Origin of the sequence: Intrasporangium sp. (assembly GCF_039812505.1) — a bacterium.
In the GTDB taxonomy this organism is placed as follows: domain Bacteria; phylum Actinomycetota; class Actinomycetes; order Actinomycetales; family Dermatophilaceae; genus Intrasporangium_A.
This window is the reverse complement of record NZ_JBDIAQ010000086.1, coordinates 1-14,765: the sequence shown is the minus strand read 5'-3', so window position 1 is coordinate 14,765 and position 14,765 is coordinate 1. Positions and strand designations below refer to the sequence as shown.

Annotated in this window: 14 protein-coding genes; 6 read left to right on the top strand and 8 right to left on the bottom strand. The window is 71.6% G+C overall.

Features of this window, described 5'->3' with window-relative positions; all coding sequences use genetic code 11:
* The first annotated feature begins 248 nt into the window (after positions 1 to 248).
* Positions 249 to 1,652 carry an NAD(P)H-quinone dehydrogenase gene (locus tag WMI84_RS11865; RefSeq protein ID WP_347353389.1) on the top strand — a complete coding sequence of 468 codons (1,404 nt, stop codon included), beginning with the start codon at positions 249 to 251 and terminating at the stop codon, positions 1,650 to 1,652.
* On the opposite strand, the gene WMI84_RS11860 is transcribed toward WMI84_RS11865, so the two are convergent.
* Together WMI84_RS11860 and WMI84_RS11855 are read right to left on the bottom strand one after the other, a co-directional pair.
* Positions 1,653 to 1,964 carry a hypothetical protein gene (locus tag WMI84_RS11860; protein ID WP_347353387.1) on the bottom strand — a complete coding sequence of 104 codons (312 nt, stop codon included), beginning with the start codon at positions 1,962 to 1,964 and terminating at the stop codon, positions 1,653 to 1,655. It lies immediately after the preceding gene.
* Positions 1,965 to 2,082: 118 nt separating this feature from the next.
* Positions 2,083 to 3,876 (bottom strand): biotin carboxylase N-terminal domain-containing protein, encoded by a 1,794-nt coding sequence (locus WMI84_RS11855; RefSeq protein WP_347353385.1) that lies wholly within the window; start codon positions 3,874 to 3,876, stop codon positions 2,083 to 2,085.
* Between the two features lie 139 nt (positions 3,877 to 4,015).
* On the opposite strand from WMI84_RS11855, the gene WMI84_RS11850 reads away from it, so the two are divergent.
* Positions 4,016 to 4,861: an aldo/keto reductase gene (locus WMI84_RS11850; protein WP_347353383.1), complete on the top strand. Its 846-nt coding sequence runs from the start codon at positions 4,016 to 4,018 to the stop codon at positions 4,859 to 4,861.
* Between the two features lie 2 nt (positions 4,862 to 4,863).
* Positions 4,864 to 5,754: an NUDIX hydrolase gene (locus WMI84_RS11845; RefSeq protein WP_347353381.1), complete on the top strand. Its 891-nt coding sequence runs from the start codon at positions 4,864 to 4,866 to the stop codon at positions 5,752 to 5,754.
* Positions 5,755 to 5,827: 73 nt separating this feature from the next.
* Here the strand turns inward: WMI84_RS11845 and WMI84_RS11840 are convergent, their stop codons facing one another.
* The 4 genes from WMI84_RS11840 to WMI84_RS11825 form a co-directional block, all read right to left on the bottom strand.
* A complete protein-coding gene (locus tag WMI84_RS11840; RefSeq protein ID WP_347353379.1) occupies positions 5,828 to 6,184 on the bottom strand; it encodes an SPW repeat protein in 357 nt (118 codons plus the stop codon).
* 207 nt (positions 6,185 to 6,391) lie between these two features.
* The gene (locus tag WMI84_RS11835; RefSeq protein ID WP_347353377.1) at positions 6,392 to 6,862 is read right to left on the bottom strand and encodes a SufE family protein; all 471 of its coding nucleotides are present in this window, start codon (positions 6,860 to 6,862) and stop codon (positions 6,392 to 6,394) included.
* Complete coding sequence (locus tag WMI84_RS11830) at positions 6,859 to 7,746, bottom strand: sulfurtransferase (RefSeq protein ID WP_347353375.1); 888 nt, start codon at positions 7,744 to 7,746, stop codon at positions 6,859 to 6,861. The genes WMI84_RS11835 and WMI84_RS11830 overlap by 4 nt, the downstream gene beginning before the upstream one ends.
* A gap of 109 nt (positions 7,747 to 7,855) precedes the next feature.
* Positions 7,856 to 8,239 carry a MerR family DNA-binding transcriptional regulator gene (locus tag WMI84_RS11825; RefSeq protein WP_347353373.1) on the bottom strand — a complete coding sequence of 128 codons (384 nt, stop codon included), beginning with the start codon at positions 8,237 to 8,239 and terminating at the stop codon, positions 7,856 to 7,858.
* Positions 8,240 to 8,338: 99 nt separating this feature from the next.
* Between WMI84_RS11825 and WMI84_RS11820 the strand changes: the two genes are divergently transcribed.
* The 3 genes from WMI84_RS11820 (at position 8,339) to WMI84_RS11810 (ending at position 12,575) form a co-directional block, all read left to right on the top strand.
* Complete coding sequence (locus WMI84_RS11820; protein ID WP_347353371.1) at positions 8,339 to 9,526, top strand: acyl-CoA dehydrogenase family protein; 1,188 nt, start codon at positions 8,339 to 8,341, stop codon at positions 9,524 to 9,526.
* A 15-nt stretch (positions 9,527 to 9,541) separates the two neighbouring features.
* Positions 9,542 to 11,158, top strand: a complete 1,617-nt coding sequence (locus tag WMI84_RS11815; RefSeq protein ID WP_347353369.1) for an acyl-CoA carboxylase subunit beta — start codon at positions 9,542 to 9,544, stop codon at positions 11,156 to 11,158.
* 178 nt (positions 11,159 to 11,336) lie between these two features.
* Entirely contained in the window at positions 11,337 to 12,575 is a 1,239-nt protein-coding gene (locus WMI84_RS11810; RefSeq protein ID WP_347353367.1) for a hypothetical protein, read from the top strand.
* Between the two features lie 6 nt (positions 12,576 to 12,581).
* On the opposite strand, the gene WMI84_RS11805 is transcribed toward WMI84_RS11810, so the two are convergent.
* Both WMI84_RS11805 and WMI84_RS11800 read right to left on the bottom strand, forming a co-directional pair.
* Positions 12,582 to 13,262 carry a Maf family protein gene (locus WMI84_RS11805; protein ID WP_347353365.1) on the bottom strand — a complete coding sequence of 227 codons (681 nt, stop codon included), beginning with the start codon at positions 13,260 to 13,262 and terminating at the stop codon, positions 12,582 to 12,584.
* A gap of 100 nt (positions 13,263 to 13,362) precedes the next feature.
* Positions 13,363 to 14,499 (bottom strand): cell wall-binding repeat-containing protein, encoded by a 1,137-nt coding sequence (locus WMI84_RS11800; RefSeq protein ID WP_347353363.1) that lies wholly within the window; start codon positions 14,497 to 14,499, stop codon positions 13,363 to 13,365.
* Between the last annotated feature and the right edge of the window lie 266 nt (positions 14,500 to 14,765).

Below are 14,765 nucleotides of genomic sequence, written 5' to 3'. Positions count from 1 at the left end.
GGCCCCCTGCTCCCCGCAGCGGAGCAGGTGATGAGGCGCCGACGCAAGTGCCTGCCTGCGGGCCCGGGCAGCGGCGCCCCGGCGAGCCCCGTGCGTTCGGGGTGATGGCGTGCAGCGCGTCGCGGCCGGGCCACCCGCGGGTCGTCGGCCGCGCTCGATGCCGCCGGCCCAACCCGCGACTCCGCAACGGTCCTGCTCCCACCTGAGCGTCACTGCGCGGTCGGTCCCGCGGTGGTTGGATGGGGGGCGTGATCACGCGCGAGACTGCCGTAGCCGTCGTGGGTGGGGGCCCGGGTGGCTACGAGGCGGCCCTGGTCGCCGCACAGCTGGGCGCCGACGTGACGGTCGTCGAGAAGCACGGGGTCGGTGGTGCCGCGGTGCTGACCGACTGTGTCCCGAGCAAGGCGCTGATCGCGACGGCCGACCAGCGCGCCGACCTCGACGTCGCGGTCCGGCTCGGGGTCAGCCTGGGGTCTTCGGAGCGGTCCCCGACCGAAGGCGCGCTCGTCGAGGCGCGAGCCATCAACGAACGGATCCTCGGGCTCGCTGCCGCCCAGAGCAGGGACATCCGCACGAGCCTGGAGCAGGCGGGCGTCAAGGTCCTCGACGGGGCCGGGCGACTCGCCGGGCCGGGGCTGGTCCGCGCCGAGACGGCCACCGGTGGGCAGGTCGACCTCACCGCGGACGTCGTGCTCCTCGCGACCGGGGCCACGCCCAGGGTGCTGCCGACCGCGGTCCCGGACGGGGAGCGGATCCTGACCTGGCAGCAGATCTATGCCCTCCAGGAGCTGCCCGGGCACCTGGTCGTCATCGGCTCGGGCGTGACGGGGGCAGAGCTGGCCCAGGCCTTCCTCGGCCTCGGCTCGGCGGTCACGCTCGTCTCCTCACGCGAACGAGTCCTGCCGGGGGAGGACGCCGATGCCGCGACGCTCATCGAGGACGTCTTCCGGGAGCGGGGGATGCAGGTGCTGAGCCGGTCTCGCGCCCAAGGCGTGGAACGCTCCGCCGACGGTGTGCGCGTCACGCTCACCGACGGCCGCACGGTCAGCGGCACCCATGCGCTGCTGGCGGTCGGCTCGCTCCCCCAGACGAGCGGGATCGGCCTGCAGGACGTCGGCGTCGAGCTGTCCGGGTCCGGGCACATCGTCGTCGACCGGGTCTCCCGCACGTCCGTCCCCGGGATCTACGCGGCGGGCGACTGCACCGGAGTCCTGCCGCTCGCGTCCGTCGCGGCCATGCAGGGGCGCATCGCCATGTGGCATGCCCTGGGTGACGCCGTGGCGCCGCTGAACGTCCGCGGGGTCGCAGCGAACATCTTCACCGACCCCGAGATCGCGACGGTCGGGATGAGCCAGCAGATGGCCGACGAGCTGGCGGACGTGCAGTGCGTGGCCCTGCCGCTCGCCCGCAACCCGCGCGCGAAGATGCAGGGGATCACCGCCGGTTTCGTCAAGCTGTTCTGCCGGACCGGGTACGGCACCGTGCTGGGCGGGGTCGTGGTCGCGCCGAAGGCCTCCGAGCTGATCTTCCCCGTCGCGCTCGCCGTGCAGAACCGGCTCAGCGTCGACGCCGTGGCCAGCACGATCACCGTCTACCCGTCGCTGTCCGGGTCCATCGCCGAGGCCGCCCGCCAGCTGCACCAGTCGGAGTAGTCAGCCCGACGCGTCGCCGGGCCCGTCATGCTCGCCGGATCCGTCACGCTCGTCCCTCCTGGGTGGGTCGGCCCGTCTGCTCCGGCCCGCGTCCCGCTCCCGCTCGTCAGCGCGCCGCTCCGGCCCGTCCGCGCCCCGCTCCTCCCGCGTGTCCTCCTCGCGCCAGCGCTCGACCCGACGACGCGACACCCGTTCGCGCAGCCACCGCTGCAGCGGGTAGACCAGGGCGAAGACGACCACGACGACGACGAGCCCCTTGAGGTTCAGGCCGGTCGAGGCCTGACCGGCCTCGGACAGCAGGGCGCTCACCACAGCCTCGAGTGTGCCAGAACGCCGGCGCAGCGGCCCGCACCGTCAATGCGCCGACCCCGCGACCAGGTATGCCGCCCACCGACGTGCGTGAGCGGCATACCCTCTGGTCTCGGTGACCTCAGCCTTCGGTGGGCTGGTCCTTGATCTCGGCAAGCACGCTGCCGGAGTTGACGGTCTCGCCCACCTTGGCGCTCAGGCCGGTGACGACACCGTCCTTGTGCGCGGTGATCGGCTGCTCCATCTTCATCGCCTCCAGGACGACGACGAGGTCACCGGTCGTTACCGTGGCGCCCTCCTGCACCGCGATCTTGACGATCGTGCCCTGCATCGGCGCGGTCAGCGCGTCGCCGGAGGCGGCACCGCCGCCACGGCCCCCGCCGGCCGAGCGCTTCGGGGCCTTCTTCCTGGTGGCCGGCCCGGAGCCGCCCCCGCCGAGCGTCAGGCCACCGGGCAGCGAGACCTCGAGCCGCTTGCCGCCGACCTCCACGACGATGCGCTGTCGCTCCTCGGCCTCGGGGCTGTCGGAGGGACCCCCGGCGTAGGGCTCGATCGTGTTGTGGAACTCGGTCTCGATCCACGTCGTGTAGATCCCGAACTTCTCGTCCGGGTCGGCCGGGGCGAACGCTGGGTCGCGCACGACCGCCCGGTGGAAGGGCAGCACCGTCGGCATGCCGTCGACCTCGAACTCGGCCAGCGCCCGCCGGGCCCGCTCGATCGCCTCCTGACGGGTGTGCCCGGTGACGATCAGCTTGGCCAGCATCGAGTCGAACGCGCCGGCGATGACGTCTCCCTCGACGACGCCCGAGTCGACCCGGACGCCGGGGCCGGCCGGCGGGCGGAAGGTCGAGACCGTGCCGGGGGCCGGCAGGAAGCCGCGGCCGGCGTCCTCGCCGTTGATCCGGAACTCGATCGAGTGCGCGTGCGGCACGGGGTCGGGGTAGTCGAGCCGCTCGCCGTTGGCCACCCGGAACTGCTCGCGCACCAGGTCGACGCCGGTGACCTCCTCGGTGACCGGGTGCTCGACCTGCAGGCGGGTGTTGACCTCGAGGAAGGAGATGACCCCGTCCGGGGCGACGAGGAACTCGCACGTGCCGGCACTCACGTAGCCGGCCCCCTTCAGGATGGCCTTGCTTGCGCGGACCAGCTCGGCGTGCTGCTCCTCGGTCAGGAACGGCGCCGGCGCCTCCTCGACCAGCTTCTGGTTGCGGCGCTGCAGGGAGCAGTCGCGGGTCGAGACGACGACCACGTTGCCGTGCTGGTCGGCGATGCACTGGGTCTCGACGTGGCGCGGCCGGTCCAGGAACCGCTCGACGAAGCACTCCCCGCGCCCGAAGGCGGTGACCGCCTCGCGGACGGCCGACTCGTACAGGTGCGGGATCTCTTCAAGGGTCCGGGCGACCTTCAGGCCGCGCCCGCCGCCGCCGTAGGCGGCCTTGATGGCAACCGGCAGGCCGTGCTCTCGGGCGAACTCCACGACCTCGTCGGGACCCGAGACCGGGTCCTTCGTGCCTGGCACCAGCGGGGCGCCGGCGGTGGTCGCGATGTGGCGGGCCTTGACCTTGTCGCCGAGCGCGTCGATCGCCTCGGGACCGGGCCCGATCCAGACCAGCCCGGCGTCCAGGACCGCCTGGGCGAAGCCGGCGTTCTCGGCGAGGAAGCCGTAGCCGGGGTGGACCGCGTCGGCACCGGACTGCCTGGCGATCTCGAGCAGCTTGTCCTGCACCAGGTAGCTGTCGCCGGGGGTCGAGCCGCCCAAGGAGTACGCCTCGTCGGCTACCCTGACGTGCAGGGCATCCCGGTCGGGCTCCGCGTACACCGCCACCGAGCCGATCCCGCTGTCCTTGCAGGCACGTGCGATGCGGACCGCGATCTCGCCGCGGTTAGCGATCAGGACCTTGCTGATGGATGCCATGGGTGGGACTCTAGCGCCTGCGGCAGCGGGCGCCCCGGCTCGGAACCGGGGTTACCTGCGGGTCACCTCGTGAGGTCGGGCACACCGCGGCGGCCGGCCCCTGCCCGGCCCCGGCCCGCCGCGACGTAGGTTTGTCCCCATGAGCGCGAAGCTGCCGGTCCGGATGGTTCCCCTAGGCCACGCCTCGACGCCCGGGCTGGCGATCCCACAGCTCGGCTTCGGGGTCTGGGAGGTCCCGGACGACCAGGTGGACGCCGCCTTCGGTGCGGCCCTGGAGACCGGCTACCGCCACATCGACACCGCCGAGATGTATCGCAACGAGTCGGGGGTCGGGCGCGTGCTGACCCGGGCCGGTCTGGCGCGTGACGACGTGTTCATCACGACGAAGGTCTGGTACACCCACCTCGACCGGGTCCTGCCGGCCTTCGACGCGTCGCTGGCGCGGCTCGGCCTCGACGTGCTCGACCTCTACCTGATCCACTGGCCCGCCCCGAGCCGCGACGAGTACGTCGGGGGCTGGGAGCAGCTGCTCGAGCTGCAACGGTCGGGTCGGGTGCGCTCCGTCGGGGTGTGCAACTTCCACGTCCCGCACCTGCAGCGCCTCCTGGACGCGACGGGGGTGGCGCCGTCGGTCAACCAGGTCGAGCTGTCGCCCTACCTGCAGCAGCGCGAGCTGCGCGCCTTCCACGCCGAGCACGGCATCGTCACCGAGGCCTGGAGCCCGCTGGCCGCGCGGGCCGGCCTGCTGCAGGACCCCGAGATCAACCGGGTGGCCGACAAGCACACCGTGACGCCCGCACAGGTCGCCCTGCGCTGGCAGCTGCAGCTGGGCCACGTAGTGCTGACCAGGTCGGTCAGGCCGGCCCGGATCGCCCAGAACGCCGACCTGTTCGGCTTCGACCTCGACGAGGAGGACCTGGCTGCGATCGCCGCGCTCGACCGCGGGCAGCGGACCGGGCCGAACCCCGACGAGTTCGGCGCCTGACCGTGGGCTGGCCGTCCCTGCCCGGCGAGCAGCGCCTGACGGAGGCCGACCTCGTCGTCCGGGCCGAGCGGGCGCCCGACGGCCTGGACCACCTCACGGTGCTGGCCCGCGGCGAGACCGTCGCGACGGTGTCGGTCCGGCCGGTGCGCGAGCTGACGGCGCTGCTCGGCTGGCAGTTCAATCCCCGGCACCTCGGCGCGGGAGTGCCGCACCGGGCGCTGCGACTCGCGGTCGACCACTGTTTCGCGAAGCTCGGCCTGCACCGCGTCGAGGGGCTGGTCCCGGTCGGCGACACCGCGCAGCTGCGCATCGCGGCCCGGGCCGGGCTGCGCCGCGAAGGGATCGCCCGCGGGGCCGGTGGGCCCCGCACCGACCTGGTGCGGGTGGCCCGCCTGGCCGCGGACCCGATGCCGGACACCCGCGACGGCTTCATCGGGGTGCTGAACGCCAACCTGCCGACAAAGCGGGTCATCAGCCAGGCGGTCCTGCGCGACGAGCAGGGCCGGGTGCTGCTGTGCGAGCTGACCTACAAGCGCGAGTGGGACCTGCCCGGCGGGGTCGTCGACCCGTGGGAGTCGCCGGCGAGCGCCGTGCGGCGCGAGCTGGCCGAGGAGCTCGGGCTCGACCTGCCCGTGCGCGGCCTGCTGGTGGTCAACTGGATGCCGCCGTGGCGCGGCTGGGACGACGCGTGCCAGTTCGTCTTCGACCTGGGCCGGCACCAGCGGTCGCTGGTCGCCACGATGAGGTTCGAGGCCACCGAGATCACCGCCGTGCACTGGTGCACCCGCGAGGAGGCGCGGACGCACGTCCCCGAGTACCTGGACGTCCTGCTCGGCCGCCTCGAGACGGCCGGGCCCGTGCCGCTGCACCTGGAGGCCGGGCAGCCGCTCTGACCCGACCCCGGACGGACAGCGGTATGCCGCTGAGCCAGCTCAGCGGCATACCGATCCTGTGCACCCGGCCGGGTCAGTGCGCCGTCACCTCGCGGTGGTGGCTCCTGGTGACCTGGACGTCGGCGAGGCTGACGACGAGCGTCACGACTCCGACGATCCAGGCAGTGACTGCCATCGGCATCGCCGTGGCGGCGAAGCCCATGACCCACGGCGAGATGATGAACAGCACGCCGAGCAGGGCGGTGACTCCCTCGACGGAGAGCAGGTCCGGGCGGACGAGCTCGGTGAGCGGCAGGAGTGCCGTGATGATGCCGAGGATGACCATCGTCCACGTCGCGGCGCTCGTCGTGGTCGTCCAGATGGGCGACAGGAAGGCGTAGATCCCGGCGACGAGGGTGATGACATCCTGCGGGTGCAGGGTCTTCTTCATGGTGTCCTGACCACCTTTCGATCAGATGGCCCGTCGATCCTTGGCGGACCGGACACCTCCATCATGTGTCGCGTCACGATATTTTTCAACGTGGTCCCCAGGGCAGGGCACCCCCCACCCCCCAGCCCGGTTCGATGTAATGCCGCGGTCTCTGGGCTGCGGTATTACATCGAACCGGGCTGGGGGGTGGGCTGGGGCCGGCGCGGGTCAGGCGGCCGCGGCCGTCTTCGCGCGCACCTGGCGCTTGATCCGGCCCAGCATCGCGACCATCCCGCGGATGCGCAGCGGCGAGACCGCCTCGGCCAGGCCGAAGCGCATCGGGGCGTCGTCGGGGACCGCGAGGACCTGCGCGGCGGACAGTCCGTCGAGGCCCTCGTGCAGGATGCCGGCGAACCCGCGGGTCGTCGGCGCCTCGGGCGGGGCGTCGAAGAACAGGTGGACCGGACGGTCCTCGAGCTGGTCGCCGTCGTCGACCTCGACGGTAAGGAACAGCGGCGACTGGCACTCGTCGACCCGTTCGAGCTTGTCGAGCTGCCCGGCGTAGCGCTCCGGCAGCGGCGGCAGCTCCTCGCTGAACTCGAGCAGCAGGTCGAGCTTCATCGGGTTGCTCGCCGAGGCGAAGTCCCGGGCGATCTCGGCCAGCGCCTCGGGAAGCGGCGTCTCGGACGCCGGGCTCATCGTTCGATCGGGACGCGGACGGTGTTGCCCCACTCGGTCCACGAGCCGTCGTAGTTGCGCACCGAGCCGAAGCCGAGCAGCTGGGTCAGCACGAACCAGGTGTGCGACGAGCGCTCCCCGATGCGGCAGTAGGCGACGACGTCGTCGTCCGGCGAGAGACCCTGCTCGGTCAGGTAGATCGACTCGAGCTCCTCGCGGGACCTGAACGTGCCGTCGTCGTTGGCCGCGCGTGACCACGGGACCGACTTCGCGCCGGGGATGTGCCCGCCGCGCAGCGCCCCCTCCTGGGGGTAGTCGGGCATGTGGAGCAGCTCGCCGGTGAACTCGCCCGGCGAGCGCACGTCGACGAGCGGCTTGCCGAGGTGGGCGAGCACGTCGTCGCGGAAGGCCCGGATCGGGGCGTCGTCACGCGTGATCACCGGGTAGTCGGCCGGGGTGACCGTGGGCACGTCCCTGGTCAGCTTGCGGCCCTCCTCGATCCACTTGGCGCGGCCGCCGTCGACGAGTCGGACGTCGCGGTGGCCGAACAGGGTGAAGACCCAGAGGGCGTAGGCCGCCCACCAGTTGCTCTTGTCGCCGTAGACCACGATCGTCGTGTCGCGTCCGATGCCGCGCGAGCCCATCACCTCGGCGAACCGCGGTCCGTCGACGTAGTCGCGGGTCAGCGGGTCGTTGAGGTCCAGGTGCCAGTCGATCTTCTGCGCGCCGGGGATGTGCCCGGTGGCGTAGAGCAGGACGTCCTCGTCGGACTCGAGCAGCACGATGCCGTCCGCGGCGCCGACCCTGCCCGCGTCGACCTGCTGCGCGAGCCAGTCGGTCGTGACCAGGCGCTCCGGGTGGGCGTAGGCCGCGATCTTCGAGTTGTGCGAGACGTCCGTGGACATGACACCTTCCTGGGTCGGGGTCCGTGCCGGGCTCGGCACCGACGGCGTGCGAGGACACCTCATCGTCGCACGCGACCCGGGCGGGCGGCATACCGCCCTGCGACGCGGCTCAGCCCAGGTTGGCCAGGTCGGCGCGGCAGCGACGCTCGAACTCGCCCAGCTCGCGCAGCGCCTCCTGGGCGTCGCGCAGACGCTGCTCGAGGTCGGTGCGCCGCTCGTCGATCTGCCCGAGCACGTACTCGAGCTGGGCCCGTCGCCCCCGGGGCGCGTCGAAGAGGTCCACGATGGTGCGGATCTGCTCGAGCGGGAAGCCGAGCCGCTTGCCGCGCAGGATCAGCGCGAGGCGAGTACGGTCGCGCCGGTGGTACACCCGCCGGGTCCCGCGCCGCTCGGGGGAGATGAGGCCGAGCTCCTCGTAGTGGCGCACCGTCCGGTGCGTCACACCGAACTCGTCGGCGATCTCGGCGATCGTCCAGGTGGGTGCACTTGTCATGGCGTCCAGTCTGGACTATCTTTACGTTTACGTCAACGTAAAACGTCCGAGGGGTACCGTCCCCGAGCCCACCCGACGGGTAGCCGTCCGAGGAGTGTCATGTTCGAGCTGAGCCAGGAGCACGAGGACTTTCGCAAGGTCGTCCGAGACTTCGCCGAGAAGGAGGTCGCCCCGCACATCGCCGACTGGGACCGGGCCTCGCACTTCCCGACCGACCTCGTGCCGAAGATGGGGGAGCTGGGACTCTTCGGCCTGGTCGTGCCGGAGCAGTTCGGCGGCAGCGCCGCCCCGGGGCAGGGCGACTTCACCAGCCTGTGCGTGGCCATCGAGGAGCTCGGCCGCGTCGACCAGTCCATCGGCATCACCCTCTCGGCCGGCGTCGGCCTGGGGATCAACCCGATCCTCACCTACGGCAGCGACGAGCAGAAGGCGCGCTACCTGCCGGACCTGGTCGCCGGACGGGCCCTGGCGGGCTTCGGCCTGACCGAGCCCGAGGCCGGCTCGGACGCCGGCGCGACGAAGACGCGTGCGGGCCGGGACGAGGACGAGTGGGTCATCAACGGGGCCAAGGCCTTCATCACCAACTCCGGCACCGACATCACCTCGGTCGTCACCGTGACCGCCCGCACCGGCACGAACGAGAACGGCACCGCGCAGATCTCCGCGATCATGGTGCCCGCCGGCACGCCCGGCTTCACCGTCGAGCCGCCGTACCACAAGCTCGGCTGGCACGTGTCGGACACGCACGGCCTGACCTTCGAGGACTGCCGGGTGCCGGCCGGGAACCTGCTGGGCGAGCAGGGGGAGGGCTTCAAGCAGTTCCTCAAGACGCTCGACGACGGGCGGGTCGCGATCTCGGCGCTCGCCCTCGGCTGCGCGCAGGCCTGTCTCGAGATGGCGACGGACTACGCGGGCACCCGGATGGCCTTCGGCCGCCCGATCGGCGTCAACCAGGGCGTCTCCTTCCAGCTCGCCGACCTGGCCGTGATGGTCGAGGCGGCGCGGCTGCTGACCTACAAGGCGGCCTGGCTGAAGGACGAGCTGGCCGAGGGGCGTCGCTCGGTCCGCGAGGTCAAGCACGCGGCGGCCATCGCCAAGCTGCACTCGACCGAGGCCGCGGTCACCGCCACGCGCATCGCCACGCAGGTCTTCGGCGGCAACGGCTTCATGGAGGAGTACCCGGTCGCGCGCTTCTACCGCGACGCGAAGATCCTCGAGATCGGGGAGGGCACCTCCGAGGTCCAGCGCATGCTGATCGCCCGGGGGCTAGGCCTCCCGCAGGCCTGAGAGAGAGGATCAGGTATGCCGCCCACCGACCTGCCCACCCAGGCGCCCGCCCAGCCCGGCCCCTTCGCCACCGACTCGGACGGTGGCGACCCCCGCATCGCCGACGTCCGCTCGCGGCTGAACGCCGCCTGGACCGGCTCGGCACGGCCCACCGTCAAGGCGAAGGCCAAGCTCGACTCGCAGGGCAAGATCTACGTGCGCGACCGGATCGCGCAGCTCTTCGACGAGGGGTCCTTCGTCGAGGACGGCCGCTACGCGAACTCCCTGGCCAAGGGCCTGCCGGCCGACGGCGTGGTGACCGGCCGGGGCACCGTCGACGGCCGTCCGGCGATCGTCATCGCCAACGACCCCACGGTCAAGGCCGGCTCGTGGGGCAAGCGCACAGTCGAGAAGATCGTGCGGGCCACCGAGATGGCGCTGCGCGAGGAGCTGCCGGTGTTCTGGTTCGTCGACTCGGCGGGGGCCCGGATCACCGACCAGGTCGAGATGTTCCCCGGGCGCCGCGGCGCCGGGCGGATCTTCCACAACCAGGTGGCCCTGTCCGGCCGGGTGCCCCAGATCTGCTGCCTGTTCGGCCCGTCGGCCGCGGGGGGCGCCTACATCCCGAGCTTCTGCGACGTCATCATCATGGTCGACGGCAACGCCTCGATGTACCTCGGCAGCCCGCGGATGGCCGAGATGGTCGTCGGCGAGAAGGTGACCCTCGAGGAGATGGGCGGCGCACGGATGCACTGCTCGGTCTCCGGGGTCGGCGACCTGCTCGCGCAGGACGACACCGAGGCCATCGAGCTGGCCCGGCTCTACTTCTCCTACGTGCCGGGCAACTGGCGTGACCGGCCGCCCGTCTACGACAGCGAGGAGCCGCTCGAGCCGCTGACCACCCGTACGGTCCCGGAGCGGGAGTCGGTGCCCTTCGACGTGCACACCGTCATCGACGGGCTGGTCGACGCGGACTCGTTCTTCGAGCTCAAGCCGCTCTGGGCCGGCGAGCTGGTCATCGGGTTCGGGCGCCTGGGTGGCGAGTCCGTGGGCATCCTGGCCAACAACTCGATGGTCAAGGGTGGGGTGCTGTTCACCGACAGCGCCGACAAGGCGGCCCGGTTCATCTGGCTCTGCGACGCGTTCAACATCCCGCTGCTCTACCTGGCCGACGTGCCCGGCTTCATGATCGGCTCCGAGGTCGAGCGTGGCGGGATCATCCGGCACGGGGCCAAGATGGTCTCCGCGGTCGCGTCGGCCACCGTGCCGCAGTTCTGCGTGGTCGTGCGCAAGGCCTACGGCGCCGGGCTCTACGCGATGGGCGGTCCGGGCTTCGGGCCCGACGCGACGATCGCGCTGCCGACCGCCCGGATCGCCGTCATGGGTCCCGAGGCAGCGGTCAACGCGGTCTACGCCAACAAGATCGCCGCGATCGAGGCCGAGCACGGGGTGGCGGCGCGCGAGGCCTACGTTGCCGAGCGCCGCGCGGAGTACGAGCAGGACGTCGACATCGAGCGGCTGGCCGCCGACCTCGTGCTGGACGCGGTCGTCGAGGCCGACGAGCTGCGCGGCGACCTGCTGCGCCGGCTCGCCTACGCCGCGCACCGCGACCGGCACTTCAGCCTCAAGCGGCGCTCCGTCCCGCCGGTCTGACCCGGGTCCGAGCCGCTGCGTCCGCCCCTGCGTCCGCCCGGTGGCCCGTTCGGCAGGGCACCCGTTCGGCCACCCGGGCGGCCTCGTAGGCTGGGGGAGCCACCGCGCCGCAGGCGGGCACCGGTGGCTCCAGCCAGCACCAGCCAGGGGGTCAGCCATCCTCGCCACGATCGAGCCCGTGGACCGGGACGTGCAAGTCCGGGTGCCGTTCCACCGCCGTTTCGAGGTCTGGTTCCCGGCTGCGGTCTACCTGCTCTCCCGGCTCTTCGTCGTCGTCGCCGCGTCCTACCTGTCGCGCTACCAGATCGCCCTGCCGATCGGGCTCGAGAAGATCCGGATCACCTATCCCGCCCCCGCCGACCCCGGCTACCTGGGCGTCATGACGAACTGGGACGGCCAGTGGTACCGCGTCATCGCCGAACACGGCTACCCCGCAGTGCTGCCCCGGACCGACACGGGCGCCGTCGACATGAACCCGTGGGCGTTCTTCCCGGTCTTCCCCCTGGCGGTCGGGGCGATCATGCGGGTCACCGGACTGCCCTTCGCGCTGGTCGGGCCGGTGCTGTCCACGCTGATCGGGTTCGCGGCGGTCCACCTGCTCTTCCGGCTGGTCGACCGGGCCGTCGGCCGGTGGGAGGCGGTCGTCGCCGTCGTCGGGGTCTGCTTCTACGTCGCCTCGCCGATCTTCTCGGCCTCCTACACCGAGTCGACCGCACTGCTGCTGGTCGTGGTGTGCCTGAGCCTGCTGCGTGCCCGTCGCTACGCCTGGCTGGTGCTCGCGCTGCTGGTGCTGGCCCTGTCGCGCAACGTCGTCATCGCGATGGCCCCCGCGGTCGTGGCACACGCGGTGGTGCGCTGGCGGCAGGACGACGAGGGTCCTGACCGGGTGCGCTTCCGGGTCGGCATGGGGGCCCTGACGCTCTATGCCGTCGTGCTGACCTGGCTCTGGCCGTCGATCGCCGCCATCGTGACCCAGACCCCGCACGCCTATACGCAGACGATGCTCGCCTGGCACATCAAGACGAGCCTGAAGCTGTACCAGTGGTGGGACCTGGTCTACGACTACGCCGGCATCGCCGGTCAGGTGGGCGGCATCGTCGTGGTGGCCCTCTACGCCTGGTGGATGCTCTCGAAGCACTCGTGGCGCTGGGGCCCGGAGCTGTGGGGCTGGGCCGGCGCCTACCCGGCCTACCTGCTGCTCGTGACGAACACGACGCCGAGCCGGGTCCGCTACGCGATGCTCGCCTTCACCATGACGCTCATCCTGGCCTCGGCCCTGCGGTGGCGGCCGTGGCGTCGCTACCGCTACTGGCTCCTCGGGGCGGTGGCCGTCGCCGGCGCGGTCCAGATGTGGTGGTACACGGCGAACTACCTGGTCATCGACAGCCTGTCCACGACCTCGCTGCTCTACCCGTGAGGCGCGTCACCCCTGACCCGGGTGCGGCGGACCGGGCGCCACGAGGTCGAACCAGCCGATCCCGGCGTCGTTCAGCAGGTCGCGCAGCAGTGGCAGAGACAGGCCGACCACGTTGTGGTGGTCACCCTCGATCCGGGTCACGAACGGCCCGCCGAGCCCGTCGATGGTGAACGCCCCGGCCACGCGCAGCGGCTCGCCCGTCGCGACGTAGTCCTCGATCTCCTCGTCGCCGAGGTCGGCGAAGTGCACCGCGGTCGAGGCGGTGGCGCCGATCGTGGCCCCCCCGCCGTCGTCCCGGTCGTCGACGAGCCAGTGCCCGGTGTGCAGCAGCCCGGTGTGCCCGCGCATCCGCCGCCAGCGCGCGACGGCCTCGGCGGCGTCCACCGGCTTGCCGTGCACCTCGCCGTCCAGCTCGAGGACCGAGTCGCAGCCGAGGACCACCCCCGGGAACTGGTTGCCGGCGGCGACCGCCTCGCACTTGGCGCGGGCCAGCAGCAGGGCGATGTCCTCGGGCGCCAGCGCGCCGTACCGGTCGGCCGCCGCCGCGACGACCGCGTCCTCGTCGACCTCGCTGACCACCACCATCGGCTCGACCCCGGCGGCCCGCAACGTCGCCAGCCGCGCCGGCGACGCGGAGGCCAGCACGAGCGTCACGACACCGGCGGGCGGGGGCGGAGTGGGCGGCATACCGGCGAGCGTAGCCGGGGGCACACGCAGATCGGCCCCCGGCGGGATGCCGGGGGCCGATCCGGGTTGCCTGGATCCGTGGATCCGGGTCAGTGGGCGATCACCAGGTGTAGAGCTCGTCGGCGATCTGCTGGCTGACCGTGCGGCTGACCGAGCCCGGGCCGCCGACGACGACGACGTCGACGTCGGTGTCCGCGACCGTGGCGAGCATCGCCTTGGTCTGCGGGCTCAGCTTGTTGTTGCGGGTCAGCAGGAGCGCACCGTCGTGGTTCGCGACCCAGCCGCCGGCCGCGACGCCGTCGGCGAAGCCCTCGCCGCTGACGACCGCGACCTTCTCGATCGGGTTCTTGAACTTCGAGAAGAGCATCGCTGCCGTCTCGTAGCGGTCGGAGCCCGAGTTGGTGTCGGCGATGTCCTCGATGCCGGCGCTCTTCGCCGCCGCCTCGGCCTGGCTACCGACGGTGTGGATCTCGATGCCGTTGGCCCAACGACCGATCCGGTTGGCCTGGTGCACGAGGAAGTCCATCGTGAAGCTGTCCATCTTCGTGTCCTTGGTGAGCAGCACCACGCCGGTGTTGTCCGACGCCGCCGCGCCGGCCGCCAGGGCGTCCGGGAAGTTGACGCCGGTGGCCAGGTAGACGTTGATCGTCCGCTTGGTGGCGTTGGTCTCCCAGGCGTGCCGGGCGACCGAGACGGCGATGCCGACGGCGGTCTCGTAACGGTCGACGCCCCGCTGCCGCACGACGGTGCCGGTGGCGCCGATGGCGTCCTCGAGCTGGGCCCGAGCCGACTCCGGGAAGATACCGGTGCCGCCGACGAGGATCGCGTGCTTGAACCCGCCGTCGGTGATGGCGGAGAGCACCCGGCTGTCGATCGAGCCGGTCTTCGTCAGCAGGATCGGCGCGTCGTAGACGTCGGCCAGCGGGCCGGCGGCCAGCGCGTCGGCGAAGACGTCCGAGCGGGCCACGATGACCCAGTCGTTGCTCCGCTTGGCGTGCCCGTTGGCGGTGAACCACTTCGTCGAGGAGTGCATCAGCTTGATCGCCGTGCTGACCCGGTCGGGCCCGGCCACCCGGAAGAGGTTGTCGAGGTTGTTGTCGATCGTGAACTGGTGACCCATCGAGTCCGAGTTGTCCTGGTAGGGATCGGTGGGTGCAGCCATGGCCGCGCTCGAGAACGCGACGGCCATGGCGAGTGTGGCGCCGACCACGGAGGTGCGGCGAAGGGTCTTGCTCATTGGTGTCTCCTGATCCTGTTGTCTGCTTCATGCACGCCCCTGCCCCCCCGTTTGAGGCCGGATCTGTTCGGAATGACGCATCATCCCTGTCGTGCATGCATCGTGAACGTTAGCGCAGGAAAGCGTCAAAGCAAGTGGAAACGACAAAATCTCGAAATCAGCAAAGTCGCCTATCGGTACATGGGTGTATCTATTGTGCGTTCGGACCGAATCGGATGATTGGGACATCCCGGGGCGAGACAGGGCGTAATTGCCACTCTCGGCCC

Coding starts and splice junctions, on each gene's coding strand:
- WMI84_RS11855 (WP_347353385.1), bottom strand. CDS start 3,876: ATGGCATCCATCAGCAAGGTCCTGATCGCTAACCGCGGCGAGATCGCG.
- WMI84_RS11850 (WP_347353383.1), top strand. CDS start 4,016: ATGAGCGCGAAGCTGCCGGTCCGGATGGTTCCCCTAGGCCACGCCTCG.
- WMI84_RS11840 (WP_347353379.1), bottom strand. CDS start 6,184: ATGAAGAAGACCCTGCACCCGCAGGATGTCATCACCCTCGTCGCCGGG.
- WMI84_RS11835 (WP_347353377.1), bottom strand. CDS start 6,862: ATGAGCCCGGCGTCCGAGACGCCGCTTCCCGAGGCGCTGGCCGAGATC.
- WMI84_RS11830 (WP_347353375.1), bottom strand. CDS start 7,746: ATGTCCACGGACGTCTCGCACAACTCGAAGATCGCGGCCTACGCCCAC.
- WMI84_RS11825 (WP_347353373.1), bottom strand. CDS start 8,239: ATGACAAGTGCACCCACCTGGACGATCGCCGAGATCGCCGACGAGTTC.
- WMI84_RS11820 (WP_347353371.1), top strand. CDS start 8,339: ATGTTCGAGCTGAGCCAGGAGCACGAGGACTTTCGCAAGGTCGTCCGA.
- WMI84_RS11815 (WP_347353369.1), top strand. CDS start 9,542: ATGCCGCCCACCGACCTGCCCACCCAGGCGCCCGCCCAGCCCGGCCCC.
- WMI84_RS11805 (WP_347353365.1), bottom strand. CDS start 13,262: ATGCCGCCCACTCCGCCCCCGCCCGCCGGTGTCGTGACGCTCGTGCTG.
- WMI84_RS11800 (WP_347353363.1), bottom strand. CDS start 14,499: ATGAGCAAGACCCTTCGCCGCACCTCCGTGGTCGGCGCCACACTCGCC.